The sequence below is a fragment of the Pseudomonas savastanoi genome (assembly GCF_020917325.1).
GTDB lineage: Bacteria > Pseudomonadota > Gammaproteobacteria > Pseudomonadales > Pseudomonadaceae > Aquipseudomonas > Aquipseudomonas amygdali.
Genome location: NZ_CP076652.1, coordinates 5,174,622 through 5,200,129 on the forward strand (window position 1 = coordinate 5,174,622; position 25,508 = coordinate 5,200,129).

The 25,508-nt window shown below is 59.3% G+C and carries 23 protein-coding genes and 1 pseudogene; 16 read left to right on the forward strand and 8 right to left on the reverse strand.

Annotation, left to right across the window (positions count from 1 at the left end; genetic code table 11):
• The first annotated feature begins 6 nt into the window (after positions 1-6).
• From KP808_RS21950 to KP808_RS22025, 16 genes and pseudogenes are all read left to right on the forward strand, one after another.
• A pseudogene (locus tag KP808_RS21950) lies at positions 7-890 on the forward strand (type II secretion system F family protein).
• Between the two features lies 1 nt (position 891).
• Positions 892-1,776, forward strand: a complete 885-nt coding sequence (locus KP808_RS21955; RefSeq protein ID WP_058402623.1) for a type II secretion system F family protein — start codon at positions 892-894, stop codon at positions 1,774-1,776.
• Between the two features lie 37 nt (positions 1,777-1,813).
• On the forward strand, positions 1,814-2,515 hold the full coding sequence (locus KP808_RS21960) for a tetratricopeptide repeat protein (RefSeq protein WP_230016895.1): 702 nt from the start codon (positions 1,814-1,816) through the stop codon (positions 2,513-2,515).
• Positions 2,512-2,784, forward strand: a complete 273-nt coding sequence (locus KP808_RS21965) for a DUF3613 domain-containing protein (RefSeq protein WP_230016897.1) — start codon at positions 2,512-2,514, stop codon at positions 2,782-2,784. The genes KP808_RS21960 and KP808_RS21965 overlap by 4 nt, the downstream gene beginning before the upstream one ends.
• A 111-nt stretch (positions 2,785-2,895) precedes the next feature.
• Positions 2,896-4,686 (forward strand): protein-disulfide reductase DsbD, encoded by a 1,791-nt coding sequence (locus KP808_RS21970; protein WP_268257616.1) that lies wholly within the window; start codon positions 2,896-2,898, stop codon positions 4,684-4,686.
• 129 nt (positions 4,687-4,815) lie between these two features.
• Positions 4,816-5,268: a type II 3-dehydroquinate dehydratase gene (gene aroQ / locus KP808_RS21975; RefSeq protein ID WP_002555369.1), complete on the forward strand. Its 453-nt coding sequence runs from the start codon at positions 4,816-4,818 to the stop codon at positions 5,266-5,268.
• 76 nt (positions 5,269-5,344) lie between these two features.
• Positions 5,345-5,800, forward strand: coding sequence for an acetyl-CoA carboxylase biotin carboxyl carrier protein (gene accB / locus KP808_RS21980; RefSeq protein ID WP_230016899.1), 456 nt, complete (start codon positions 5,345-5,347; stop codon positions 5,798-5,800).
• A gap of 17 nt (positions 5,801-5,817) precedes the next feature.
• Positions 5,818-7,161 carry an acetyl-CoA carboxylase biotin carboxylase subunit gene (gene accC, locus KP808_RS21985; protein ID WP_002555371.1) on the forward strand — a complete coding sequence of 448 codons (1,344 nt, stop codon included), beginning with the start codon at positions 5,818-5,820 and terminating at the stop codon, positions 7,159-7,161.
• A 138-nt stretch (positions 7,162-7,299) separates the two neighbouring features.
• Positions 7,300-8,178 (forward strand): 50S ribosomal protein L11 methyltransferase, encoded by an 879-nt coding sequence (prmA, locus tag KP808_RS21990; protein ID WP_005746710.1) that lies wholly within the window; start codon positions 7,300-7,302, stop codon positions 8,176-8,178.
• Positions 8,179-8,202: 24 nt separating this feature from the next.
• Entirely contained in the window at positions 8,203-9,513 is a 1,311-nt protein-coding gene (locus KP808_RS21995; protein ID WP_122281224.1) for a DUF3426 domain-containing protein, read from the forward strand.
• Between the two features lie 317 nt (positions 9,514-9,830).
• Positions 9,831-10,844 carry a tRNA dihydrouridine synthase DusB gene (gene dusB, locus KP808_RS22000; RefSeq protein WP_004666305.1) on the forward strand — a complete coding sequence of 338 codons (1,014 nt, stop codon included), beginning with the start codon at positions 9,831-9,833 and terminating at the stop codon, positions 10,842-10,844.
• A complete protein-coding gene (gene fis, locus KP808_RS22005; protein WP_002555375.1) occupies positions 10,841-11,161 on the forward strand; it encodes a DNA-binding transcriptional regulator Fis in 321 nt (106 codons plus the stop codon). The genes dusB and fis overlap by 4 nt, the downstream gene beginning before the upstream one ends.
• An 80-nt stretch (positions 11,162-11,241) precedes the next feature.
• The gene (gene purH, locus KP808_RS22010) at positions 11,242-12,846 is read left to right on the forward strand and encodes a bifunctional phosphoribosylaminoimidazolecarboxamide formyltransferase/IMP cyclohydrolase (RefSeq protein WP_005732154.1); all 1,605 of its coding nucleotides are present in this window, start codon (positions 11,242-11,244) and stop codon (positions 12,844-12,846) included.
• A 117-nt stretch (positions 12,847-12,963) separates the two neighbouring features.
• Positions 12,964-14,259 carry a phosphoribosylamine--glycine ligase gene (gene purD, locus KP808_RS22015; RefSeq protein ID WP_058402629.1) on the forward strand — a complete coding sequence of 432 codons (1,296 nt, stop codon included), beginning with the start codon at positions 12,964-12,966 and terminating at the stop codon, positions 14,257-14,259.
• Between the two features lie 91 nt (positions 14,260-14,350).
• Positions 14,351-17,140: a hybrid sensor histidine kinase/response regulator RetS gene (gene retS, locus KP808_RS22020; RefSeq protein WP_058402630.1), complete on the forward strand. Its 2,790-nt coding sequence runs from the start codon at positions 14,351-14,353 to the stop codon at positions 17,138-17,140.
• Positions 17,141-17,212: 72 nt separating this feature from the next.
• A complete protein-coding gene (locus KP808_RS22025) occupies positions 17,213-17,809 on the forward strand; it encodes a MarC family protein (RefSeq protein ID WP_003313945.1) in 597 nt (198 codons plus the stop codon).
• Positions 17,810-17,815: 6 nt separating this feature from the next.
• Here KP808_RS22025 and KP808_RS22030 read toward each other — a convergent pair whose 3' ends face one another.
• The 8 genes from KP808_RS22030 to cobG all read right to left on the reverse strand — a co-directional run bounded on the left by KP808_RS22030 (position 17,816) and on the right by cobG (position 25,442).
• Entirely contained in the window at positions 17,816-18,451 is a 636-nt protein-coding gene (locus KP808_RS22030) for a hypothetical protein (RefSeq protein ID WP_230016901.1), read from the reverse strand.
• Positions 18,452-18,486: 35 nt separating this feature from the next.
• Positions 18,487-19,122, reverse strand: coding sequence for a hypothetical protein (locus KP808_RS22035; protein WP_230016902.1), 636 nt, complete (start codon positions 19,120-19,122; stop codon positions 18,487-18,489).
• On the reverse strand, positions 19,115-19,813 hold the full coding sequence (locus KP808_RS22040) for a hypothetical protein (protein ID WP_230016903.1): 699 nt from the start codon (positions 19,811-19,813) through the stop codon (positions 19,115-19,117). Before KP808_RS22040 ends, KP808_RS22035 begins: the two co-directional genes overlap by 8 nt.
• A gap of 60 nt (positions 19,814-19,873) precedes the next feature.
• Positions 19,874-20,698, reverse strand: coding sequence for a hypothetical protein (locus KP808_RS22045; protein WP_230016904.1), 825 nt, complete (start codon positions 20,696-20,698; stop codon positions 19,874-19,876).
• A gap of 349 nt (positions 20,699-21,047) precedes the next feature.
• Positions 21,048-22,748 (reverse strand): precorrin-3B C(17)-methyltransferase, encoded by a 1,701-nt coding sequence (gene cobJ / locus KP808_RS22050; protein WP_230016906.1) that lies wholly within the window; start codon positions 22,746-22,748, stop codon positions 21,048-21,050.
• The gene (locus tag KP808_RS22055; RefSeq protein ID WP_407692664.1) at positions 22,748-23,482 is read right to left on the reverse strand and encodes a precorrin-2 C(20)-methyltransferase; all 735 of its coding nucleotides are present in this window, start codon (positions 23,480-23,482) and stop codon (positions 22,748-22,750) included. The genes cobJ and KP808_RS22055 overlap by 1 nt, the downstream gene beginning before the upstream one ends.
• Positions 23,479-24,105 carry a precorrin-8X methylmutase gene (locus tag KP808_RS22060; protein ID WP_230016907.1) on the reverse strand — a complete coding sequence of 209 codons (627 nt, stop codon included), beginning with the start codon at positions 24,103-24,105 and terminating at the stop codon, positions 23,479-23,481. Before KP808_RS22060 ends, KP808_RS22055 begins: the two co-directional genes overlap by 4 nt.
• A complete protein-coding gene (gene cobG, locus KP808_RS22065) occupies positions 24,102-25,442 on the reverse strand; it encodes a precorrin-3B synthase (RefSeq protein ID WP_326839553.1) in 1,341 nt (446 codons plus the stop codon). The genes KP808_RS22060 and cobG overlap by 4 nt, the downstream gene beginning before the upstream one ends.
• Between the last annotated feature and the right edge of the window lie 66 nt (positions 25,443-25,508).

Consider the following 25,508-nt stretch of genomic DNA (forward strand, 5'->3'; position numbering starts at 1 on the left):
GGCGCAATGAATGCATCACTGGTACTCGGCCTGATCTCCTTGCTGCTGCTGACTGCGTCCATTCGCATGTTCTACCTCGCGCTCAATCAGGGTGCCAGTGAACGGGTCAGGCAGCGTCTGACCGCCGGACAGGTTCAGCCAGTGGTCGAAAAGGCTGGATGGACCTACCTGGATCGGGCCTTTTTGCGGGCAGGGCTGGGTCAACCGACCGAGCGCATGGGCCTGGCATTGTCGCTCTATGCCTTGTTGATTCTGATCGGCTACGGACTGGGCGGCGGCATCGGCGCGGTCGCGTGCTGCTGGCGGTGCCACTGACGCTACGCCTATTCGTGTCGTGGCGCTATGAGGTTCGTGTGCGCCGCATGATCCAGCAATTGCCGCAACTCCTCGACCACACCGTACGCAGCCTTAAATCAGGCAGAACCCTGGCCGACGCGGTGCTGCACGGCATCGAAGCAACGGATCAGCCACTCAAGGACGGCATGAGCCGTATCGAGCGTAACGTACAACTGGGCGTCAGCCTGCCGGATGCCGCGAGGGATTTCGCCGAGCTGTATGAGCGCGACGAGTTTCATCTGTTTGCCCTTGGCTTGCGGGTCAATCATCGATATGGCGGCAATGCCAGCGAGCTGATGGAAAACCTGATCAAGCTGATTCGTGACCGGGAACAGGCCGGTCGCCAATTGCGCGCAATGACCGGTGAAACCCGCATGACAGCGCTAGTGCTGGCGCTGCTGCCAGTCGGCATGGCCGGTTACTTTCTGACCGTGAACCCCAGCTATCTGTTGCATATGTGGAACGATGACAGCGGAAAGATCCTATTGAGCATGGCCTTCGTTCTACAGGCAACAGGGTGTGTGGTGCTGTGGCGCATGCTGAGGAGCATTTGAGATGGAATTGTTACTCGCTGCCTTGATGCTCGCCGCTGCCGCATTTCTGCTGCTGTCCGGCATGGCTCGGCAACGCCGCAACGAACGTTTGGTGGCAAGACGATTGAGGGGCCAGGTGATTCGCGAAAGCCGCATCGGCAGCCTGTTGCGATTGCTCGGCGATACCCGCGTTGGCCAGCGCAGCATCAGCCTGGACTCGGAAACCCAGATGTTGCTCAATCGAATCGGCTGGCGGCGCGCCAGCAAACGCTCATTGTTTGCCGCGTGCCAGGTCGGCGTTCCGCTCGGCATGATGGTCGTGGTCATTGTGGCCCAACTGCTGCTTTTCAAAGGCGTCGAGCAGCCGCTCATAGCACCGGTATTTGCCTTGGGAATCGGTTATCTGCTGCCCAAACGGATTCTTGCGGCCGTCGCTCAGCGCCGCCAGAAACAAGTGGTGGTGGAAATTTCTACGTTTATCCCGTTGCTGCGCATCCTGTTCGAGTCCGGCATGGCAGTCGAGCAAGCGCTGCGCGTGCTGAGTATTGAGGGTAAAGACCTGCTGCCGGTGCTGTCCGAGGAAATTCGCGTGGTGCTGATACGGGTCGACTCTGGCCTGGAACTGGGCGAAGAACTGCGAAAAACCGCGGCCTTGCTGGCCGTCGATGAATTGAGTGACACGTGCGTGATCCTCAATCAGTTGATTCATCAGGGCGGCGGTGCCCTGAAGTCTCTGCTCACGCTCAAGCAACTGATTGACGACCGACGCCTGACCCGCCTGCAGGAATATATTTCCAAACTGTCGGCAAAAATGTCGGTGGTCATGATGGTTTTTCTGTTTCCGGCCCTGCTGATCGTACTGGCGGGGCCCGGGTTTATCGCCATAAGCCGCGCACTGGGCAGTTAAGCTCCAGTGCTAACAATGCACGAAAGGACGCATTGCAATGAAATCAGTGATCGCTCTAATCGGGCTGCTGTTACTGAACGGATGTACCAGTGACGGTCGCACGCTCTGGACGCAGGCCACGGCTCAGCCCGGCCAGTGCCCCAAACTGACATCGGATCAGGAGTTCTCCCTGAACCTGGCTCAGAACATGGCAGATGAGGGCCGCCTGCACGCCAGCCTCGCCAATCTGGAGAGCCTGCCGGACAGCCTTGGTGAGGTTCGCCTGCGCAAGGCGCGGGTATTGCGGCTGTTGGGCAGCAACGAAGCCGAGCCGCTGTATCGCAGCCTGCTGGGCACCTGTCTGGCAGCCGAGGGTGAGCATGGGCTGGGACAACTGGCTGCGGCGCGTGGCGACAACGTGCTGGCCCAGCAACATCTGCTCATGGCCAGCAAACTGCAACCGACTGACGAAAAAATCCGCAACGACCTGGGCGTTGTCTATCTTAACCAGTTGAAACTGGAGCAGGCGCGCTTCCAGTTTCTGACCGCCATGGAGCTCAAACAGTCCGATCCGCTGGCGGCAATCAATCTGGCCACCTTGCTGATCTACCAGAACAAATGGACGCAAGCCGCCGAACTGGCCTCCCGCGCCGGTTTGACACCCGAGCAGATCACCGAGGCCCAGGCGCGAGCCGAAAAAATCGGAAAAACCCGGGCCACACCACTCGCGTCCGCCAGTACAACAGGAGCACAACCATGAAAGGCGCACTCGTCGGCAGCATTTTCACCCTGTTTATCGTCAGCAGCGCCTGGGCTGCGAGCGACGAGCAATCACCTTACGCGCAGAAACAGACTGAAACCTGGCTGCAACTGCAAGCCAGCGGCAAGGCTGCATCGCCGACGCCACAAATCAATACCGCCGCCGAGCGTGACCTGAGCCTGCAACGCTGGCTGGAAACCTATAAGTACAAAATCCCCGAGTACTACGAACAGGAGGCTGGCGGCAAGTTTTCAGCGGGTAGAAAATAGCCTCGCGGGGCGGTTCTGTTACCTGAATGACACCACACCTTACAAACCTCCTGTCAGCAGGCCGCGAAACACTCCGCTATCATGCGCGGACTTTCGAGATTCGAGACTGCCATGCGCCGTTTGTTATGCCTGATGTTATTGATCCTGGCCCTGCCCGCCTCCGGTGCCGGTCTACTGGACAGCCGCCCGTCGTCAACCCTGGGCGGCGGCTCGCTGGATAACAGCAAGGATTTCCTGCCAGTGCGTCAGGCTTTTCAGCTGAGCCTGATCGAAACCACACCAGAATCGATCAAGCTGAGGCTGGTCGCCACCGATGGCTATTATCTGTATCGCCATCGTTTCCAGTTTCGCACCGAGCCTGCTGATATCGGCCTGGGCGAAGCGCAACTGCCCAAGGGCGAACAGAAACACGACGAATACTTTGGCGATGTCGAGGTCTATCACGGCATTCTCGACATCGACCTGCCACGCAAACCCGGTGAACAACGCCCCTTCACGCTCGCTGTCACCTATCAGGGCTGCGCCGACAAGGGCCTGTGCTATCCGCCTGAAACCGAGCGTTTGAACATTGGCGATGTGGCCGCCAGCCCGGCCGCCTCGGCATCCGCCACTACAGCAGCCACCGCAGCCGCCTGGAGCTGGAAAGAACTGGCGCTGTTTTTCCTCGCAGGCGTAGGCCTGACCTTCACCCCCTGTGTACTGCCCATGCTGCCGATTCTGTCCGGCGTGGTGCTACGCGGCAAGGTTGGCGGCCTGCGCGGCCTTAGCCTGTCACTGGCTTACGTACTGCCGATGGCGGCCTGTTTTGCCTTGCTTGGCGCGCTGATGGGTATGTTTGGCGCGAGTCTGAATCTGCAGGCACGCCTGCAATCGGCCTGGGTGCTGGTGCCGTTTTCGGCGTTTTTCGTGATCTTCGCCATCGCCATGTTTGGCGCTTTCGAGCTGCGTCTGCCGCAGTCGATCAGTTCTCGTCTGGACCGTATCGCTGGCAAGACCGAAGGCGGATCACTCTGGGGCGCAGCAGTGCTGGGCGTGGTTTCCAGCCTGCTGGTCTCCCCCTGTGTTTCCGCACCGCTGGCCGGTGCGTTGCTGTACATCAGCGCCAGCGGCGATGCTGTTGGTGGCGGGTTGAAACTGTTCGCGCTGGGCCTGGGCATGGGCGCGCCATTGCTGTTGATAGCCACCGGTGGTGCTGCATGGCTGCCGAAAAGCGGGCCTTGGCTGGTCACGGTGAAAAATGCAATCGGTGTGCTGCTGCTGGCACTGGCCATCGGCTTGCTGAGCCGCGTCCTGCCGGGGCAGATCACCTTGCTGCTGGTCGGCCTGCTGTCTGCGGGCGTTGCGCTGTTTCTCGGCGCACTGGAGTTCACTGAAAAGACCACTCGGCAAAAGCTCGCTCAACTGCTGGGGCTGGCGCTGTTGGTTTACGCACTGGCCAGCTGGTATGGCGCGCTGTCCGGGCAAACCGACCCGATGCGTCCGCTGGGCCGCGAATACGCCACGGCAAACAGCCCGGCAGTCGCATCAACCTCGAACCAGTGGCAGACGATCACCACCTCGGCCGAACTGGACCGTGTGATGCAGGAAGCGCAAAGCGCAGGCAAACCGCTGTTGCTCGACTGGTATGCCGACTGGTGCATCAGTTGCAAGGTCATCGAGCACGAAGTTCTCCCCGATCCTGGGGTCGTTGCCGGGTTATCGGGTTACAGTCTGGTTCGCTTCGACATGACCGACAGCAACGCAGAGCAACGTGCCCTGCTCGACCGCTACAAGCTATTCGGTCCTCCCGCGCTGCTGTTTTTCGCAAAAAACGGCGAAGAGCTGCAAAATGTGCGAGTCGTCGGCGAAATCGACGCCACGGGCCTGATTGAACGCTTGAATAGGGCAAATGACCAAAACTAAACGGTGAGTCACAAACTTTGCGCGAATATCGCTCATCGTGCTGGCTACTGTTGTTAACTGGACAGTCCATTGCCCTTCCGGCATAGTCGCCGGGCGTAAACCGCTCGCAGACAATAAAAGGAACACGCAATGGCGACTATCCTGGTCCTTCACGGGCCCAACCTGAACCTGCTGGGCACTCGGGAACCCGGGGTCTACGGCACCATTACCCTGCCCCAGATCAATCAGGACCTGGAGCAACGCGCGCGCGATGCCGGTCACCATCTGATGTACCTGCAAAGCAATGCCGAGTATGAACTGATCGACCGTATTCACGCCGCCCGCGGTGAGGGTGTGGACTTTATTTTGATCAATCCGGCCGCTTTTACGCACACAAGCGTTGCAATACGTGACGCGCTGATGGGAGTGAGCATCCCATTCATCGAAGTGCATTTATCAAACGTGCACAAACGCGAACCTTTCCGCCATCACTCCTACTTTTCAGATGTCGCTGTAGGAGTGATCTGCGGCCTGGGAGCCAGCGGATACCGCCTGGCCCTGGAAGCCGCCCTGGAACAACTGGCCGCCAGTGCCAAGCCATGACGAGTCCAGCCTGAAGCTGACCACATCGCTTGAAACGGCCGACAAATTGCCCTTACAGAACCTTGGGAGTTGATTAATGGATATTCGCAAAGTCAAGAAGCTGATCGAATTGCTGGAAGAGTCCGGCATCGACGAGCTGGAAATCCGTGAAGGCGAAGAGTCCGTACGGATCAGCCGCCACAGCAAGACTCCAGCGCAGCCTTACTACGCGCCAGCCCCGGTTGCTGCGCCTGTCGCCGCACCGGCTCCAGCAGCCGCTCCGGCCGCAGCAGAAGCACCATCGGTTCCAAAACTGAACGGCTTTGTGGTCAAGTCGCCAATGGTCGGTACGTTCTACCGCACCCCGGCACCTACTTCGCCTGCATTCGTCGAAGTGGGTCAGACCGTCAAGAAAGGCGACACCATCTGCATCGTTGAAGCGATGAAAATGATGAACCACATCCAGGCAGAAGCCAGCGGCGTGATCGAATCCATCCTGGTAGAAAACGGTCAGCCGGTTGAGTTTGACCAGCCGCTGTTCACAATCGTTTGACCCGGGGAGAGCCTGCGATGTTGGAAAAAGTTCTAATCGCCAACCGCGGCGAAATTGCCTTGCGCATCTTGCGTGCCTGTAAAGAACTGGGCATCAAGACCGTCGCTGTACACTCCACGGCAGATCGCGAGTTGATGCACCTGGGCCTGGCAGACGAAACCGTCTGCATTGGTCCGGCACCAGCCAATCTGTCCTACCTGAACATTCCGGCGATCATCTCGGCTGCCGAAGTGACCGGCGCCACGGCGATCCACCCTGGCTACGGCTTCCTCGCTGAAAACGCCGATTTCGCCGAACAGGTCGAAAAATCGGGCTTTGCCTTCATCGGCCCGAAAGCAGACACCATCCGCCTGATGGGCGACAAGGTTTCTGCCAAGGACGCCATGAAGCTGGCCAACGTGCCAACCGTTCCGGGTTCCGACGGCCCGCTGCCGGAAGACGAAGCAACCGCTCTGCGCATCGGTCGTGAAGTGGGTTACCCGGTGATCATCAAGGCCGCCGGTGGCGGTGGTGGTCGCGGCATGCGTGTGGTTCATCGCGAAGAAGACCTGATCGAAGCTGCCTCCCAGACCCGCGCAGAAGCTGCGGCCTGGTTCAGCAACCCGATGGTCTACCTGGAAAAATACCTGACCAACCCGCGTCACGTGGAAGTCCAGGTTATTTCCGACGGTCAGGGCCAGGCGATTCATCTGGGCGACCGCGACTGCTCGCTGCAGCGCCGTCACCAGAAGGTTCTGGAAGAAGCACCGGCACCGTTCATCGACGAACAGGCGCGTGCGGATGTTCTGGCTGCCTGCGTCAAGGCATGTATCGATATCGGCTATCGCGGCGCGGGTACTTTCGAGTTCCTGTACGAGAACGGCCGTTTCTACTTCATCGAAATGAACACCCGTGTTCAGGTGGAGCACCCGGTATCCGAAATGGTCACCGGTATCGACATCGTCAAGGAGATGCTCAGCATCGCCGCCGGCAACAAACTGTCGTACACCCAGGATGACGTGGTCATCAAAGGGCATGCGCTGGAATGCCGGATCAACGCCGAAGACCCGAAAACCTTCGTTCCAAGCCCAGGTCTGGTCAAGCACTTCCACGCACCGGGCGGCAACGGTGTACGGGTCGATTCGCACCTGTACAGCGGCTACAAGGTTCCGTCCAACTACGACTCGCTGATCGGCAAAGTGATCACCTGGGGCGCGACCCGCGAAGAAGCCATGGCACGCATGCGCAATGCCCTGGACGAAATCGTGGTCGACGGGATCAAGACCAATATCCCGCTGCACCGTGATCTGACCCGTGATGAAGGCTTCTGCGAAGGCGGAGTCAACATCCACTACCTGGAGCACAAACTGGCCAATCAATAAGCCAGTGTGTTTCAGAACGACAAAGCCGCAGCGATGCGGCTTTGTTGTTTGCAGCGCATAGCAGTAAACTTGCCCGCTTCCTGCGGCCGCGCCGGCCGTGCAAGCCGCACCTAATTTCCAAATCGAAGGTAATCCGCCATGCCTTGGCTGCAAGTCCGTCTCGCCATCAGCCCAGAACAAGCCGAAACCTACGAAGACGCCCTTCTTGAAGTCGGCGCCGTGTCCGTGACATTCATGGACGCCGAAGACCAGCCGATTTTCGAGCCTGAACTCAACACCACGCCGCTATGGACACACACCCATTTGCTGGCGCTGTTCGAAGCCGACACCAATGCCGAAATGGCTTTGGCACACCTGAGCCTGCTGACCGGCGAAGAACTGCCCGAGCACAGCGCCGAAGTCATCGAAGATCAGGACTGGGAGCGCAGCTGGATGGATAACTTCCAGCCAATGTGTTTCGGCAAGCGCCTGTGGATCGTGCCAAGCTGGCATGCTGCACCGCAACCGGATGCCGTGAACCTGCTGCTTGATCCTGGCCTGGCATTCGGCACCGGCACCCATCCGACCACCGCACTGTGCCTTGAATGGCTGGACGGCCAGGACCTCAAAGGCTGCAACGTGCTGGATTTCGGCTGCGGCTCGGGCATTCTGGCCATCGCCGCTCTGCTGCTGGGTGCCGAACAGGCCGTGGGCACTGACATCGACGTGCAGGCACTGGAAGCCTCTCGTGACAATGCCGGACGCAATAACATCGCTGCCGAGCGCTTCCCGCTGTACCTGCCCGAGGACCTGCCACATCAGCAAGCCGATGTGCTGGTCGCCAACATTCTGGCTGGCCCGCTGGTTTCCCTGGCACCGCAACTGGCATCGCTGGTCAGGACCGGTGGTCGCCTGGCGCTGTCAGGCATCCTGGCCGAACAGGGTGAGGAAGTCGCTGCGGCCTATGCTGACAGCTTTGATCTGGACCCGATCGCAAACCGAGATGGCTGGGTACGCATCACGGGACGCCGCCGTTAACCGCCGCTTCAACCGGACAGCCGCATGACCGACAGTTTTGTCACCCAGTGCCCGCACTGCCAGACCAGTTTCAGAGTCAGCCACGCTCAACTGAGCGTGGCCCGCGGCGTGGTGCGATGTGGAGCCTGCCTGCAGGTTTTCAACGCAGCCCGGCAGTTGCTGGAGCAACGCGCCATAGTCGACTCCGAAAAGGAGGCCCTGAGCGCCGCACCGGTGGTCATAGCCCCGCCCCAACCAGAGCCTGCGTCGACGCCCGAACCCGAGCTGAAGCCAGAACCGGAAAAGGCACTTGAAGACGATGACCCCTGGCAGGTCAGCGAGCTGGATCTGGACAATCTGAACCTGGACGAAGAACTGGCTCGCCTCGAACAGCGCGAGACTCGACGACCCGACACCTTCGCCCGCCCGGCCAGCGATGACGGCACTGACGATGAGAGCCTTACCGCGAAGCGTGACAACCGCCAGACCGACGAGGCTGCCTGGGTCGGCACGCTGCACAACGACGATGTCGAACGTCTGCCCGAGCTGCACGCCGAGGTCATCCCCGACCCGGATTCGCCCGAAGACCCGGAGCCGTTGCCCGACGACAAAAGGACCGAGCCCTCGCTGTCACTGGACAAGCACCTGGACGATGACGAACCCGTCGTGCTTGTTACCACACCGCGCAAGGCCCTGCCTGCCGAGAAAGTGCAACGCTGGTCAGCCGTGGATGACGACGAAGATCAGGACGACGACGAACCAGAACCTGAACCCCGTGGCAGACGCAGCCGTAACGAACCTGCAGTGCGCGAGCAGGCACTGCTTGACCTGACTGACGACCCTTTGCAACTGGACTGGCAGCCGCCCAAACCGCGCTGGGGCCGACGCCTTGCGTGGGGCCTGTTGATCGTACTGGCTCTGGCGGGTCTGGCCGGTCAATACGTCTGGTACCATTTCGATCAACTGGCTCGCCAGGATCAATATCGCCCGTGGTTCCAGCAGATTTGCCCGCAAATCGGCTGCAAGGTGCCGACCAAGGTCGATATATCCCAGCTCAAGAGCAGCAATCTGGTGGTACGCAGCCATCCCGAGTTTCAGGGGGCTCTGGTGGTGGACGCGATCATCTACAACCGTGCCTCGTTTTCCCAGCCGTTCCCGCTGCTGGAGCTGCGTTTTTCCGATACCGGCGGTCAGTTGATTGCCAGTCGTCGGTTCAAGCCCGGTGAATACCTGAGCGGCGAAATGGCCGGCAAGGAAGAGATGCCACCGCAAACGCCGATCCATATCGCGCTGGATATCCTTGATCCAGGCGCCAAGGCCGTGAATTACAGCCTGAACTTCCGTTCGCCGGAATGACAGGCCCACTGCCATAACGTCGGCTTTACTTGATCCAATACAGGCTCGTTATGCCAGGGAACGCTGCATGATCGCAGAATTTACAGTGCTAAATGCCGTGTAATCGTTCCCTGCAAGCGCCGCAACGAGCTGTTCAGATTTTATCCAATTCAGCCTTTATCCAGTCATCGAGAGCGGGTATCATGCCAACCCTTTTTCAAACTCTCGGTTCGATCTGACGGTGGCGCAAGCGGCTGGTGGGACGGGCCGTTGCAGACCGGGTGAAACGGTTTTTTACACGGCCTGCGGATGATTTGGCCTCCACAACAGGTAAGGCTATGTCGGCAGTACGCATCGGCCCATATACAGTGCAAAACGGCTTGGTCCTCGCCCCGATGGCGGGCGTCACCGACCAGCCTTTCCGTCAGCTGTGCCGACGACTCGGTGCCGGCCTGGTGGTTTCGGAGATGGTCACCAGTGACATGAGCCTGTGGAACAGCCGCAAATCGCGTCTGCGCATGATCCACGAAGGTGATCCCGAGCCACGCTCGGTACAGATCGCCGGTGGTGATCCGCAGATGCTGGCAGACGCAGCACGTGCCAATGTCGAACTGGGTGCCCAGATCATCGACATCAACATGGGTTGCCCGGCCAAGAAGGTCTGTAACAAGGCAGCAGGCTCGGCGCTGTTGAAAGACGAGCAACTGGTGAACGACATCCTGCAGGCCGTCGTGGCTGCTGTCGATGTGCCGGTCACGCTGAAGATCCGCACCGGATGGGATCGCGACAACCGAAATGGTCTGACGGTGGCGAAAATCGCCGAGCAGGCCGGTATTCAGGCACTGGCGGTACACGGGCGAACCCGTGCCGACCTTTACACCGGCGAAGCCGAGTACGACACCATTGCCATGATCAAACAGGCAGTGTCGATACCGGTGTTTGCCAACGGCGACATCGATTCACCCGAAAAAGCCCGGCGCGTGCTACAGGCCACCGGCGCAGACGGGTTACTGATTGGCAGGGCCGCCCAGGGGCGTCCCTGGATTTTTCGCGAGATAGAACACTTTCTGCGTACCGGAGAAAAACTCCCGGCGCCGCAGTCGAGTGAAGTGGAACGTATTCTGCTTGAGCATCTGGCAGCGCTCCACGTTTTCTATGGAGATGTGATGGGCGTGCGTATTGCACGCAAACACGTCAGTTGGTATCTCGCAACCCTGCCGGGCGCCAGAGAGTTTCGCGCCCACTTCAATCGTTTGGAAGATACGGAAGCACAGTGCGCCAACGTCCGGGAGTTCTTCAGCCAAGGCTGCAAGGGCCCGGATAACGAGAATGATAAAGAGGTGGCCGCATGACGATGATGACCGAGACTTTAGTGAGTGGAACAACACCCGTGAGCGACAACGTCAATTTGAAACAGCACCTCAACACGCCGAGCGAAGAGGGTCAGACCCTGCGCGGAAGTGTCGAGAAGGCGCTGCACAATTATTTCGCCCACCTCGAAGGCGCATCCGTCACTGACGTCTACAACCTGGTGTTGTCGGAAGTCGAGGCTCCGCTTCTGGAAAGCGTGATGAACTACGTCAAGGGCAACCAGACGAAGGCTTCCGAGCTGCTGGGACTGAACCGCGGCACGCTGCGCAAGAAACTCAAACAGTACGATCTGCTTTAAAGCATTCAAAACAGAAAAGGCGACCTTGCACCGCGGTCGCTTTTTTTTGCTGACTTCTTTTGCTTTTGATGGAAATCGAGATGACCGACCAGACTACCCGCCTGCCTATCCGTCGCGCCCTGATCAGCGTATCCGACAAGACAGGAATCCTTGAGTTTGCCCGCGAGCTTGAAGCGCTGGGCGTCGAGATTCTTTCCACTGGCGGTACGTTCAAACTGCTCAAGGACAACGGCGTCGCGGCAGTCGAAGTGGCTGACTACACCGGCTTCGCTGAAATGATGGATGGCCGGGTCAAGACTCTGCACCCCATGATCCACGGCGGTATTCTGGGTCGTCGCGGCATCGACGACGCCATCATGACCGAGCACGGCATCAAGCCGATCGATCTGGTTGCCGTCAATCTGTATCCGTTTGAAGCCACTGTCTCCAAACCGGGCTGCGACCTGCCGACCGCCATCGAAAACATCGATATCGGCGGCCCGACCATGGTCCGCTCCGCTGCGAAGAACCATAAAGATGTCGCAATCGTGGTCAACGCCAGTGACTACGGCCAGGTATTGGAAAGCCTCAAGGCTGGCGGCCTGACCTACGCACAGCGCTTCGACCTGATGCTCAAGGCGTTCGAGCACACCGCCGCCTACGACGGCATGATCGCCAACTACCTGGGCGGCGTCGACCAGACTGCCGAAACCCTGAGCACCGAAGGCCGCAGTCAGTTCCCGCGCACCTTCAACACCCAGTTCGTCAAGGCTCAGGAAATGCGCTACGGCGAGAACCCGCACCAGAGTGCGGCGTTCTACGTCGAAGCCAAACCTGCCGAGGTCGGCATTGCCACCGCCACCCAGCTGCAAGGCAAGGAACTGTCGTTCAACAACGTCGCCGATACCGACGCCGCGCTGGAATGCGTCAAGAGCTTCGTCAAACCGGCCTGCGTGATCGTCAAGCACGCCAACCCATGCGGTGTCGCGGTCTGCCCGGATGATGAAGGCGGCATTCGTCAGGCGTACGAGCTGGCCTATGCCACCGACTCCGAGTCGGCATTTGGCGGCATCATCGCCTTCAACCGCGAGCTGGACGCAGCAACGGCCAAGGCCATCGTCGAGCGCCAGTTCGTCGAAGTGATCATCGCGCCAAGCGTCAGCGCCGAAGCGCGTGCCATCGTGGCCAGCAAAGCCAATGTGCGCCTGCTGACCAGCGGCCAGTGGAGCGAGCGTCTGCCTGCCTGGGACTACAAACGCGTGAATGGCGGCTTGCTGGTACAGAGCCGCGATATCGGCATGATCACTCAGGCGGACCTCAAGGTCGTTACCCAGCGTGCCCCTACCGAACACGAAATGCATGACCTGATCTTTGCCTGGAAAGTCGCCAAGTACGTCAAGTCCAACGCCATCGTCTACGCCCGCAACCGCCAGACCGTCGGCGTCGGCGCAGGCCAGATGAGCCGCGTGAACTCGGCACGCATCGCCGCCATCAAGGCCGAGCATGCCGGGCTGCAGGTGCAGGGCGCGGTCATGGCCTCCGATGCGTTCTTCCCGTTCCGTGACGGTATCGACAACGCGGCCAAGGTCGGCATCACTGCCGTCATCCAGCCCGGCGGTTCGATGCGTGACAACGAAGTGATTGCAGCTGCAGATGAAGCAGGCATCGCGATGGTCTTCACCGGCATGCGCCATTTCAGGCACTAATCAGAAAAACGGTCGCACTGGCGCAGGCGTCTGCTGCGCCATTACGGCCTCGTACGGCGGTTGGGTCGCCTCAGGCGCACCGCGTACTCCAGAATCAGCGTCATCGAGGTTTTTGAAATGAATGTTTTGATCATTGGCAGCGGCGGTCGTGAACACGCCCTGGCATGGAAAGTCGCTCAGGACCCACGTGTGCAGAAGGTGTTCGTCGCACCGGGCAACGCAGGCACGGCGATCGAAGCCAAATGCGAGAACGTGGCTATCGACGTTCTGGCACTGGAGCAACTGGCGGATTTCGCTGAAAAGAACGTTTCGCTGACCATCGTCGGTCCTGAAGTGCCGCTGGTTGCAGGCGTTGTCGACCTGTTCCGCAGCCGTGGTCTGGACTGCTTCGGTCCGACCGCCGGCGCTGCGCAGCTTGAAGGTTCCAAGGCGTTTACCAAGGACTTCCTGGCGCGCCACAAGATCCCCACTGCCGACTATCAGAACTTCACCGAGATCGAGCCTGCCCTGGCCTATCTGCGTGAAAAAGGTGCTCCGATAGTCATCAAGGCCGACGGTCTTGCGGCAGGCAAGGGCGTGATCGTCGCCATGACCCTGGCAGAAGCCGAAGATGCCGTACGTGACATGCTGGCTGGCAACGCCTTTGGCGAAGCCGGTTCCCGCGTTGTCATCGAAGAGTTTCTCGATGGCGAAGAAGCCAGCTTCATTGTCATGGTCGACGGCAAGAATGTGCTGCCCATGGCCACCAGCCAGGATCACAAGCGCGTCGGCGACGGCGACACCGGCCCGAACACCGGTGGCATGGGGGCCTACTCCCCTGCCCCGGTGGTCACCGCCGAAGTTCATCAACGTGTCATGGATCTGGTTATCTGGCCGACCGTCAGGGGCATGGCTGATGAAGGCAATGTTTACACCGGATTCCTCTATGCTGGTCTGATGATCGATAAAGCTGGCAACCCGAAAGTCATCGAATTCAATTGCCGCTTCGGCGACCCGGAAACCCAGCCGGTCATGCTGCGCCTGCAATCGAGTCTGGTACTGCTGGTTGAAGCTGCGCTGGCGCAGGCACTGGACAAGATCGAAGCACAGTGGGACCCCCGTCCAAGCCTGGGAATCGTCCTGGCCGCCGGTGGCTACCCTGGCGACTACGCCAAAGGCGCAGTCATCGAAGGTCTGGACGCTGCTGCACAGCTGGAAGGCAAGATATTCCACGCGGGCACTGCCTTGCAGGATGATCGTGTCGTGACCGGCGGCGGTCGTGTACTGTGTGCTACAGCACTGGGTGACAGTGTTGGCAATGCGCAGCAAAATGCCTATGCGTTGGCTGCCAAGGTTGATTGGCAAGGATGTTTCTATCGCAAGGACATTGGCTACCGTGCCATTGCCCGTGAGCGTGGCGAAGAGCTGGAATAATCAATCAGGCCTGTCTCTTCAATCAGAGGCAGGCCGATTTGACCCGGCATTCGCGGTTTTACCCGGCATTCACTCACGAAGGGATTTCATTGTGCGCTGGCTCAGGATTGCCATAGCCTCAATCGCTGGACTGCTGACCCTGCTGTTCATGCTTTCGGCACAGGCCGAGCATGGCGCAGGTTGGTCGACGCTGCTCGACGAAAAGGCCCACCTGACGCTGGATGAAATTCGTTCGGCGCGCTACCAGAATCAATTCAGTCCTATCGAGCTGGAACGAGTCACTGCAGCGGAACGTGACAGTGCGGTATGGCTGCACTACCGCCTGCTGCCTACCCAGCACGAGCAGCTTCTGCGCATCTTCGCTCCGGACCTCGCCAGCGCGGACATGTATGTCATGGACGGCGATCAACAGATTGATCACCTGCGCACCGGCAACGAGGTGCCCAAGGAAGATCAGCGTCTGCCCTCGAACGATTTTCTGCTGCCGATCCCGCAGAGTTCAAACACGCTGGATATCTATCTGAAGCTGGTCTCCACCCAGAAAATGCGCCCCAGCATTACCCTGGAGCCGGCCATCAAAAGCGCCGCCGACGAGACTGAACCCTTCCTGTTCGGGCTGCTTTTCGGTGCGCTGTCGATGCTCATCGTGCAGAACCTGACGCGCTACGGGCATACACGGTCGCGTAGCAATCTATGGCTCGCCGCCTGCGAAGCACTGCTCGGGCTCAGTGCCCTGTTGCTGCTTAACCTGCTCCGCCCGATTGATCCGTGGAATATCGCACAGACCCCCAGTGCGCACATTGCGCTGTTGCTGGCGGCTGTCGCAGGCCTGATCTACACCTACTGCTTCTTCGTCCATCGCAACGCCCGCAAACTGGATCGTCTATTGCTGGGCAACGCCGTGCTCATGGGCATCGGTACTGTGCTGGTACTGCTGGACGACAGACTGCCGATCAATATTCTGACTTTCGGCCTGGTCTCGTTGACGACGTTGAGCATTCTGGCGGTGTCGATGTGGCACTGGCAGAAAGGCTATCGTTCGGCGCGCCTGTTTGTCCTCGGGATGATCATTTTCAACATTGGTTACATGGTGGTTCTGCCGGGCCTGCTGTGGCTGAGTCTGGTGCCGCCACAGTGGCTGATACTCGCGCTGCTCAGCGTGTTCTGCATCAGCGGTCTTTCGATGAGCCTGGCCCTTAGCGAACGCCATCGCAGCATCACCGAAGACCGTTTCAGCCTCAGCCGCGATCAGGCTGCGAGTACCGCCGAAATCAACGCCAAAGCCGAATTTCTGGCCAAGATCAGTCACGAGATTCGCACACCCATGAATGGCGTGCTGGGCATGACCGAACTGCTGCTCGGCACGCCGCTGTCAGTCAAGCAGCGCGACTATGTGCAGACCATTCACAGTGCCGGTAACGAACTGCTGACGCTGATCAACGAGATTCTGGACATCACCAAGCTCGAGTCAGGGCAGATAGAACTGGACGATGTGCAGTTCGACATCGGCGCGCTGGTCGAGGACTGCCTGAATATCTTCCGCGCCAAGGCCGAGCAGCAGCAGGTCGAGCTGATCAGCCAGATCCAGCCCCAGGTGCCACGGGTTATCAATGGTGACCCGACTCGCCTGCGCCAGACGCTGTTGAGCCTTCTGGAAAATGCCCTGAAGAAGACTGACGAAGGTGAAATTCTTCTGGCCGTCGCCCTTGAGTCTTCGAAAAACGGAAAGACGCGTTTGCGTATTTCGGTGCAGGACAGCGGTGAATCGCTTTCCGACGAAGAACGTGAAGAGTTGCTGCACGCCGAACTGCACAGCCGGAACTTCCTGGCCAGTAGCAGGCTCGGTGGTCACCTGGGGCTGGTCATCGCCCGCCAGTTGATCATCCTGATGGACGGTGAATTCGGTATTCAGAACAGCGGCACCCAGGGCAACACGTTATGGCTGAACCTGCCGCTGGACGCAAAGCTGCTGGAGCAGCCGACCATCGATCTGGACAGCCCGCTGAAAGATGCCAGAGTGCTGGTGGTTGACGACAACGATACCTGCCGCAAGGTGCTGGTCCAGCAATGCAGCGCCTGGGGCCTGAATGTCAGTGCAGTGGCGTCCGGCAAGGAGGCACTGGCCTTGCTGCGGACCAAGGCGCATCTGCGCGACTATTTCGATGTGGTCCTGCTCGACCAGAACATGCCCGGCATGACCGGCATGCAACTGGCCGCCAAGATCAAGGAAGACCCAAGTCTGAATCATGACATTCTGTTGATCATGCTTACCGGTATCAGCAATGCCCCAAGCAAGATCATTGCTCGCAACTCCGGTATCAAGCGCATTCTGGCCAAACCGGTGGCGGGCTACACGCTCAAGACGACGCTGGCAGATGAACTGACCCAGTTGAACAAGGGCGTTGCTGCACAAAAGCCTGGCCCGGTCATCAATACGCCGGTCAGCGTACCGGGCGACTTCCGGATCCTGGTAGCCGAAGACAACAGCATTTCGACCAAAGTGATCCGCGGCATGCTCGGCAAGCTCAACCTGAATCCCGATACGGCGAGCAACGGCGAAGAAGCGCTGCGTGCCATGAAGGCGCAGCGTTATGACCTGGTACTGATGGACTGTGAAATGCCGATACTCGACGGTTTCTCGGCAACCGAGCAATTGCGTGCCTGGGAGGTCGGCAATCAGCGGGTGCGCACACCGGTCGTTGCACTGACTGCGCATATTCTCACTGAGCACAAGGATCGTGCACGCCAGGCAGGTATGGACGGTCACATGGCCAAACCTATCGAGCTGTCGCAACTGCGCGAACTGGTCGAACACTGGGTAGCACACCGCGACAAGGCTCGCGGACTGTCTTCGGACAGCGAGCAGTATCGACAAAACTGACAGCAACGGGAAAGGCACACAGTGGCCTGATAGACTGGCACTGCCATCCACCTGCTGCTGTGAGTCGAAGCCATGCTTCACGTGTTGTTCAGCGTCTACCTGAAAATGCTGGTGCTTTACAGCCCGTTTTTCGTCCTTTCCTGCTTCATCAGCCTGACCCGCGGTCACTCGCGCAAGGAGCAGCGGCGTCTGGCCTGGAAGGTAGCGCTGGCGACACTGGTTTCCAGCGTCTTGCTGTATCTGTTCGGTAGAGTGATTTTCGATGTATTCGGAATCACGGTCGATGCATTCAGGATTGGGGCTGGCAGCGTGCTGTTCATATCCGCACTGGGCATGGCCCAAGGCAAATCGGCAGTCCAGACCGACAATATCCAGCAGGATGTGACCATTGTTCCTCTTACCATTCCCCTTACCGTCGGCCCCGGCACCATCGGCGCGCTACTGGTCATGGGCGTCAGTCAGCCTCATTGGGATGACAAACTCACCGCCATCCTGAGTATTGCACTCGCCAGCCTTACGGTTGGCGTAGTGCTTTACCTCTCCAATCGTATCGAACGTATCCTGGGCGATCAGGGTTTGCAGATTGTCAGCCGCCTGATGGGGTTGTTCGTCTGTGCGTTGGCGGCACAAATCATCTTTACCGGTATAAGGGGCTATCTGCTGCCCTGATAACACTCAGATAAGTGCAGCCCGCACCAGCCCTTGCGCCCTGCCATCCAGATACCGCATTACATCATTACGATGTGCGGCGTAAATCTTACGGTCAAAGATGTAACTGCCGCCTTTGAAGTGAAACAGCAGCCGTCGGCTACCCGCCGCGTGCTCGTCCACGCTCAGATGCAGACTGCACAGCAACAGAAGTACCCGATCAGGTTCATACTTCTCGCAGGGCACTACCTGGAAGCTGCCCAGACGGCCTTGTTCAAAGCCGTTTTTAAAGTAAGACTCTGCCGCCTGATTCACTCCCAATGCTGCGACAGCGCGCTGCACCATGCCGCCGAGGCGCTTGCGGTCCGCTGGATTGCTGACCTTGAAGGTCGCCTGCAACAAATCGTCGACATTGCTTACGACCAGTGAGTCGCCCAGAACCACGCCTTTTTGCTGTATTCCACGTCTCTTGAGCCGGCTGCGGTAGTAATGCATCCAGCTGCTCCACTGCGTCTTGAAATCAAACTGCTTACCTGCGAACAACTGCGCATCCAGAAGTACATCCTGAATGTCCGTGCGCTCCTCACTTGTAAGGCCCGGAAGAAACGTCACCATACTGGGGATATCGCCCAGATACGCTGCATTGCCTGTACCTGCTTTCATTTGAGTGACTCCCTTCCATGGGAACTTGACCGTCGTTATAAATTGATGATTTCAGCGGCAGCACGATCAGCCAGCATGTCCTGAACAGTCTGGCGAAAAGGTTCGAAGCTCTGGCGACTGAACCGAAACGCAGTACCAACAGCATGTACTTGCATTTCTCCGCCAAGAATCTGCCAGAAATAAAGCGCGGGCCTCGACGCAATGGTTGTCATCTGCAGGCTGCACAACAGGATCATCACCTCGTCTTCGCTGTGCATCGCACAAGGCATGAGTTGAAAGCTTTCAGAACGTCCAGACGTAAACCAGCTGCTGAAAAATGTCTTCGCATGATCACTGCTCAGCAGCCTGTCGAGTGAGCTGCGATAGAGCCGGCGAAGCTCGACGGAGTTATTGACGATGGGAAGCTGCAATTTGCCAATGTCCCTGAAACTGTGAATTCTCAAGCGCACGTCGTTAATCACCGCGCTGCGCCGTCCACCCGTTGCAAGAATGGCTTGCTGGTAAGCGTCCAGCCATGAACGCCAGGCCATGCGCGGGGAATGCTGGTCATCCGCAACAAGTTGCGCATGATGCAGACAGTCCTGTACGTCCTGACGCAAACCGGGCTCTACATTACGGGCGAACGACAGGAGATTGGCCCCTGCCAGCAGAGTCTCATCCAGATCAGACATAAGGCGTTGCCCCAAGCGACATGATCATACCGGGACGCCTGCTCGACAGCGCCGTATCGATGTCATCGCGAAACTGCGAATAGACCTGTTCAATCAATTGCATTTTATAAACGGTCACAGCGATGTTGCCGTAGACACTTTGCGGTTCGAGTACTTCGAAAAGAAAACCGGATGGCAACGGCTGACGTGTGGCGAACTGCAGCTGCGCCAGTGCCAGGTTGTGCCGATCGTCGAAGAACCCCAGTTGCAGGACCACGCTGACCTGCAACTTTCCCGCATGATTCAAACCGCTCTGTACGGTCTGGCTACGCAGCAACTGAAGCGCCGTGTTACTAGCCGATTGCTTGCACACTTTACGCATCAATGTTTCCGCGCCCTGCAGGGTCTGCGCTGCCACTGACGGTGCAAGGGCACGCTCGAGGCAACTCCATACGGTTCGGACAGCATCTACCGGCAAAGGCTCGCTGACATGTTCGCTGGCATTCAGCACCCAGCCGAAACGCAGAGCCGCAGCAAGGCGGGTTTCATTCCATTTTTCGAACTCGGCAAACCTGGGGTGCTGCTTCGATGCGGCCAACTGCACGTACAGCATCGAGTCCAGCACATCGTTTTTCGGAGCGACCTGCTGCGAGGTGGGGAAAAACAGCAAACAGCCGGCATTGACGACTGCGGCATCCAATTCCTGCTTCATGGGAGAAATTCCTTTTTATCCCGAAAGCGGAGGCAACCCCTGCCTCCGCAAATAACCCGATCAGATTTCAAACTCTTCGATCGCGCTTTTGGCGTTGTCGCTCAGCTTTTGCTGGACCAGGTCGCGATGGCGCGAATACAGGCTCGTGTTGAGCACCAGATTGTCCTCGCCTTTCCAGGTTTCAACGTTTGTGTCCTGCCACTCCCAGAACAAGACATTGGTGACGTTACTGTCGGTCTGGAAACTGACCGCGCCCATGGACAGAGTCACGGTCTTGTCATCGGACTCGATGCACGAGGCAATGCGGAAACTGCCGCCGCGGTGGGTTTTTGCCTGGCTTTCAAACAGGCGAAGAGGCTCTTTTTTGGCTTTCAGCGCAGCGATGGCATCCGCAGCGACCTTGAGCATCAGCAGCGATGCAGGCCCAGGCAAAGCGGCAGCCGCAACAGCCGAGCCAAGGATCTCAAGGCCGACTTCGTCCATGGTGAAACGCTGCTGGGTAGCACGATAGCGGGCATAGTTCCAATGGGTGGAAAGCCAGCCAACCTTCGAGAGTACTTCGTTGAATTTGTCGTACCACTGATCACCCTGGGTTTCAGGGCTGAACGCCTTGTTGGCCACAAGGGTGGCAAACAGAAAGGAGTCCATGACGTCTTGCTTGCTCTGCAGCGAAACGCCCTCGGCAAATGCCACCAGACTGCTTGCAACCACGGCCCCCTTGGCAGGTTCATCGCCTGGGGCGGAGTCAGTCTCGTCACTGGCCAGAAGCAATTCAGGCTTTATGACTGCTGCGTGGGCGATGGACGAAGCAGGGCATTGAGCCAGCTCACAAGCGGCAATGTAATCAAGGTTGTCGGTCATGCTCATCGTATTGTCCTGTTTCATTTCATTTAGTCCTTTAATTCGTGAGTCCTTGTGGACAGATACGAGACTAATCAAATAAATCAGGCTGTTTTTCAGAAACTTTCGAGCGGTTCATTGATGGCTTTTTGAACTGCCGCGACAACACTTGATGGCCCGCGCAAAACTCAAGCTGCGCTAAGCCCCCGGTCAACAGCGGGCGAAAGAACAATCCGTGGCAGGACAGAGAAAAAAGCCACAAGCCTGGCAGCTTGAAGAACACCCGTTCGCTCAAGCACCCAAGCCGAAAACTCGGCCTGAATGCCTGTTACTACGCAGAGGTTTAAGCACTTTCCCACAATAAATTCAATACAGGTACGACAAGCCTGTGAGCTCAGGCTGTAGGTTTCGCGCCATACCAGCGCGGCGTATAGACCCAATTGCCGCCTTCGTTGCGAGGGAAGGTGCAGGTCAGAGAAGAGCCGATCAGCACCATGGTTCGCATGTCTACCTGCTCCGGCGTCAGTTCACCCAGCGTAATGACGCGCAGTGTCTGGCCAGGACGACCGATGTCGCGCCCAAGCGTGACGGGCGTTTCAGGAATGCGGTGCTGGCGAACGATCTCCAGCGCACGCCCCAGTTGCCAGGGTCGTGAACGGGAAATCGGGTTATAGAAGGCCAGCGCAAGGTCAGCCTGACAGGCAAGGTCCAGACGCTTTTCGATGATCTCCCAAGGCTTGAGGTTATCGGACAGCGACAACACACAGAAATCATGCCCCAACGGCGCACCCGCCTGAGCGGCGGTTGCCAGAGAAGCAGAGACACCCGGGAGAATCTCCAGCTCGACCGAGTGCCAGTGCGGGTTGTCGGACTCATGCAGTGCTTCAAGCACTGCCGAGGCCATAGCGAATACGCCCGGATCACCGGACGACACCACAACCACCGAGCGACCTTGCGCGGCCAGTTCGAAGGCATGCCGGGCACGCAGCATTTCTTCGCGATTGTCGGTGCAATGCAGCACCTGATCGGCACGAAACGGCCCGGCCATGCGCACGTAGGTTTCATAACCCAGCACATCATTGGCGCGTGCCAGTTCAGCCTTGACCGCAGGCACCATAAGGTCCGCTGCGCCGGGGCCCAGGCCAATGACTGCAAGCCGCCCACGCCCACGGCCGATGTTCGGTACATCCAGCGGTCGAGTCGCGACGGCAATCGCCATGTCGTCGACGCCCAGTGGCGGCAACAGTTGCGGCACGGCGCGGGCGGCCATTTCGCGGGCAGGCCCAGCCTTGTCGAAGCGTACCGGGACACCCAGCTCGCGGGCTGCCTGATGCAGCTGCGCATTGGCCATTTGCTCTTCGCTGGCCAGCAGGCAAGCCAGGGATTGCTCGGCAATATTTGCGTCGTGCAACACCGAGCGGACCCGCGTAGCCAGTTCAGCGGTTATTTCGCTGACGGCGACCAGCACACTGCGTGGGTAAATAAGTAGTTCATGGGGAGCGGGCTCACGTAGGACGCAGCCGACATGAATCGTCAGTTCAGCCTGCGGGTTTTCGGGCAGTTGCGCTCGCTCCAGCCAGGGTGCCTCGCCTTCAATGCGCACGGTCTCACCGGAGAGCAAGTCGGAAACAAAACGCTTGCCCAGCTCGAGATCACCCAGTGCGTAGCCGCTGGGCGGGTTGAGCAGGCATGTGCCGAAACGCAATTCGCCGCTGGTGGTGATTGCCGGTGCAACGCCAAGCCCGTTGGCAATGCTGCGCGCCATGACATTGACCCCGCCCAGGCCGCCAAGCAGTGGCACCACGGCGCTGCCGTCCTCAGCCACGGCCAGCACCGGCGGCTCGACGCCCTTCTCCAGCAACAGCGGGGCCAGGGTGCGAATCACGATGCCGGCGGCACACAGGGCGATAATCGGGGTGTTCTGCTGATACAACTGACGCAACGTGCTGCCGAATTCGCTGTAGGTAAGGTCAGCGTTCTGCACACGCTCGGCCAGGCCATGAATCTGCGCATCGGGAAACAACTGCTGAATGCGCCGCGCGGTAGCCAGGCTGCCATTGCCGAGAATGACGATGGCTGGAGTGTTGAAAGTCATCAGCCTTGCCACCTGTCACCGGGAACGATAATCAGCGAAAAGTACGGCGAAGACATCGGATCAACCTGATCCAGCGGCACTATTTTCTGGTTGCTCATGGTCGCGCGCTCGACATACAGCGCACGCCCGGCCATGCCCAGCTCGGTCAGCACCTCGCGAACCTTGTGGAAGTTACGTCCCAGTTTCATGATCACGGCTGCATCGGCATCAGCCAGCTTGCGTTTCAGGTCCTCGTGGGACAGCACACCGGACAGCACCGAGAGGCTCTGGTTGCGATACACCAGCGGCGCGCCCAGTACCGAAGCGCCACCAAGCATCGAACACACACCCGGGATCACTTGCGCCTCATAGCGCTCGGCCAGGCGGTCGTGCAGGTACATGTAGGAACCGTAGAAGAACGGGTCGCCTTCGCAGATCACCGCAACATCACGCCCGGCGTCCAGATGCGCGGCAATGTGCAGGCTGCACTCGTCGTAGAAGTCGCTGATGACTTTTTCGTAGGACAGCGGCGCTGGCAAAGCCTCGGTGGTGACCGGGTAGACCAGTGGCATCAACGTTTGAACGTCCTGCAAGTGTGCTTCGATAATGCCGAATGCGTTGCCCTTTTTACCCTTGGCCACGAAGTACGCCACCACAGGCGACTCCCGCAGCAGGCGCAGCGCCTTGACGGTGATCAGTTCCGGGTCGCCGGGGCCGACGCCCAGGCCAATCAATCGACCGCGTGCCTGCATCATTCGATCTCCGTGGCCAGTGCATTGACAGCGGCCACGGCCATGGCGCTGCCGCCACGACGACCCTGCATGATCACAAATGGCACGCCACGGCTGTCTGCGGCGAGCATGGCCTTGGACTCGGCAGCGCCGACAAAGCCAACCGGAAAGCCGAGAATCAGCGCTGGTTTCGGCGCGCCTGCATCGAGCATTTCAAGCAGATAAAACAGCGCGGTCGGCGCATTGCCGATAACTACTACGCTGCCTTCCAGGTGCGGACGCCACAGCTCCAGCGCCACCGCAGAGCGCGTATTGCCCAGTTCCAGGGCCATTTCCCGCACGCCGTCATCGTGCAATGTGCAGATGATCTGGTTGTTGGCGGGCAGCCGGGTACGGGTGATACCTTCGGAGACCATGCGTGCGTCGCAGAGGATCGGCGCACCGGCGGCCAGGGCATTGCGCCCGGCTGTGCCGGCACCCGGCGAGAAGCGCAGGTCTTCGATGACTTCGACCATTCCGCAGGCATGGATCACGCGCACGGCGAGTTTTTCCAGGTCGGCGGGGATCGTGTCCAGGCGCGCTTCGGCGCGAATGATCGAGAAAGAGTTGCGATATATCTCCTGACCATCGCGGATGTAATCAATCATGCAATGTTGCTCCGTGAGTCGGCGTTCAACTGCGCACCGACTGCTTCAATAGTAAGGTCACGCGCACGCAGCACACCGAAACCGGCATGCGCTGCGTCGCGAAAATAAAGGTCGTAACGGCCGGGCGAAACGGCCAGCAAGGTTACCGGCGCTACGTGAGCAGCGGCGCAGGAGCGCGTGCAACCACTTAAATGAACGGCCTGACTGGCAACCAGGCCGTTAGCCAGTTGCAGCGCATCGGCCTTGGTATCGGCCAGCCCTTTTGCACAGCCGGCAGAACCGGTACACGCCACCATCTGCGCCAGTGGCTGTTCGGCTGAACAGATAAGACCCACTGCCTGCAACGCCATCATCACTGTTGCAGCGCGCTCGACCGGCACATTGGGCAACAGCAGGCTTTGCCAGGGCGTCAGGCGCAGAGTGCCGTCGCCCTGCTCTTCTGCCAGCTGCGCGACGATGGCGAGCGTGGCGGCATCAAGACGCCCCAGCGGCACCACCGCCCCCACCGCAACCTGCGCAGGCTCGGCCTGTGGATAAATACCGATATGCCGATTGCCCTGAATGGCCGGGCGCTGCCAGCCGGTGACGGCTTCGTCCACCCGCAACGCGCAGTTCAGCCGGGTAGAAAGCTCGCGCAACACATCGTCGGTCGACACCTCGGCCAGCAGATGCCGCATCCGGGTGCGCTCCGGGCGGGCCAGGTCGAGGAACAGCTCCAGCAACGCGACAACCAACGCCTCTCCAGCCGCCAGCGGCACAGCGGCCAGCGGTCGATCATGGGCCGGGCAACCGGCCAGCCCGAACGCCAGCAGCACTTCGCCGTCGAGTTTCAGCGCCGACAGCCACACATCATGCGCGTGTTCGAGCATCACCAGCGCTTCACCAGCATCCAGCGACAACGCAAACTTGGGTGACAGCTCATGAAAGCGCGGGTGATTTTCCAGCGCATCGAGAACCTGCGCCGCGAGCGGTCGGGCATCGAACAGCATGCTCGAATCCAGCCCGGCGGTCGGGCTGAGCATCAGGTTGCGCACATCGTCACTGGCAGGGTTGGCCGGGCCGAGTCCTGCCGCCATCAACGCCTTGATCAACCCATCGTGATCAGCGCCGATGCCGCGAATCTGCAGGTTGGCGCGGTTGGTGGCTTCGATAACGCCCTGTGCATAAGTCTGCGCAGCCTCTGCAACCGCCATGGCCTGCGCACTGGTGATGACCCCGCCCGCCAGCTTGATCCGGCAGATCCCGCCATCCAGTGCCGGGACGATACGCAGCAACCCCGGACAGGCCGAGGGGCGTAGCGTTGCAAAGGATGTGTGAGCGGACTGCGGCTCGTTCAATGGATCACCCGGTATGAACTGGACGTGGATTAGAGCACTTGTACCCCGTCGGGCGCGGTATTATGC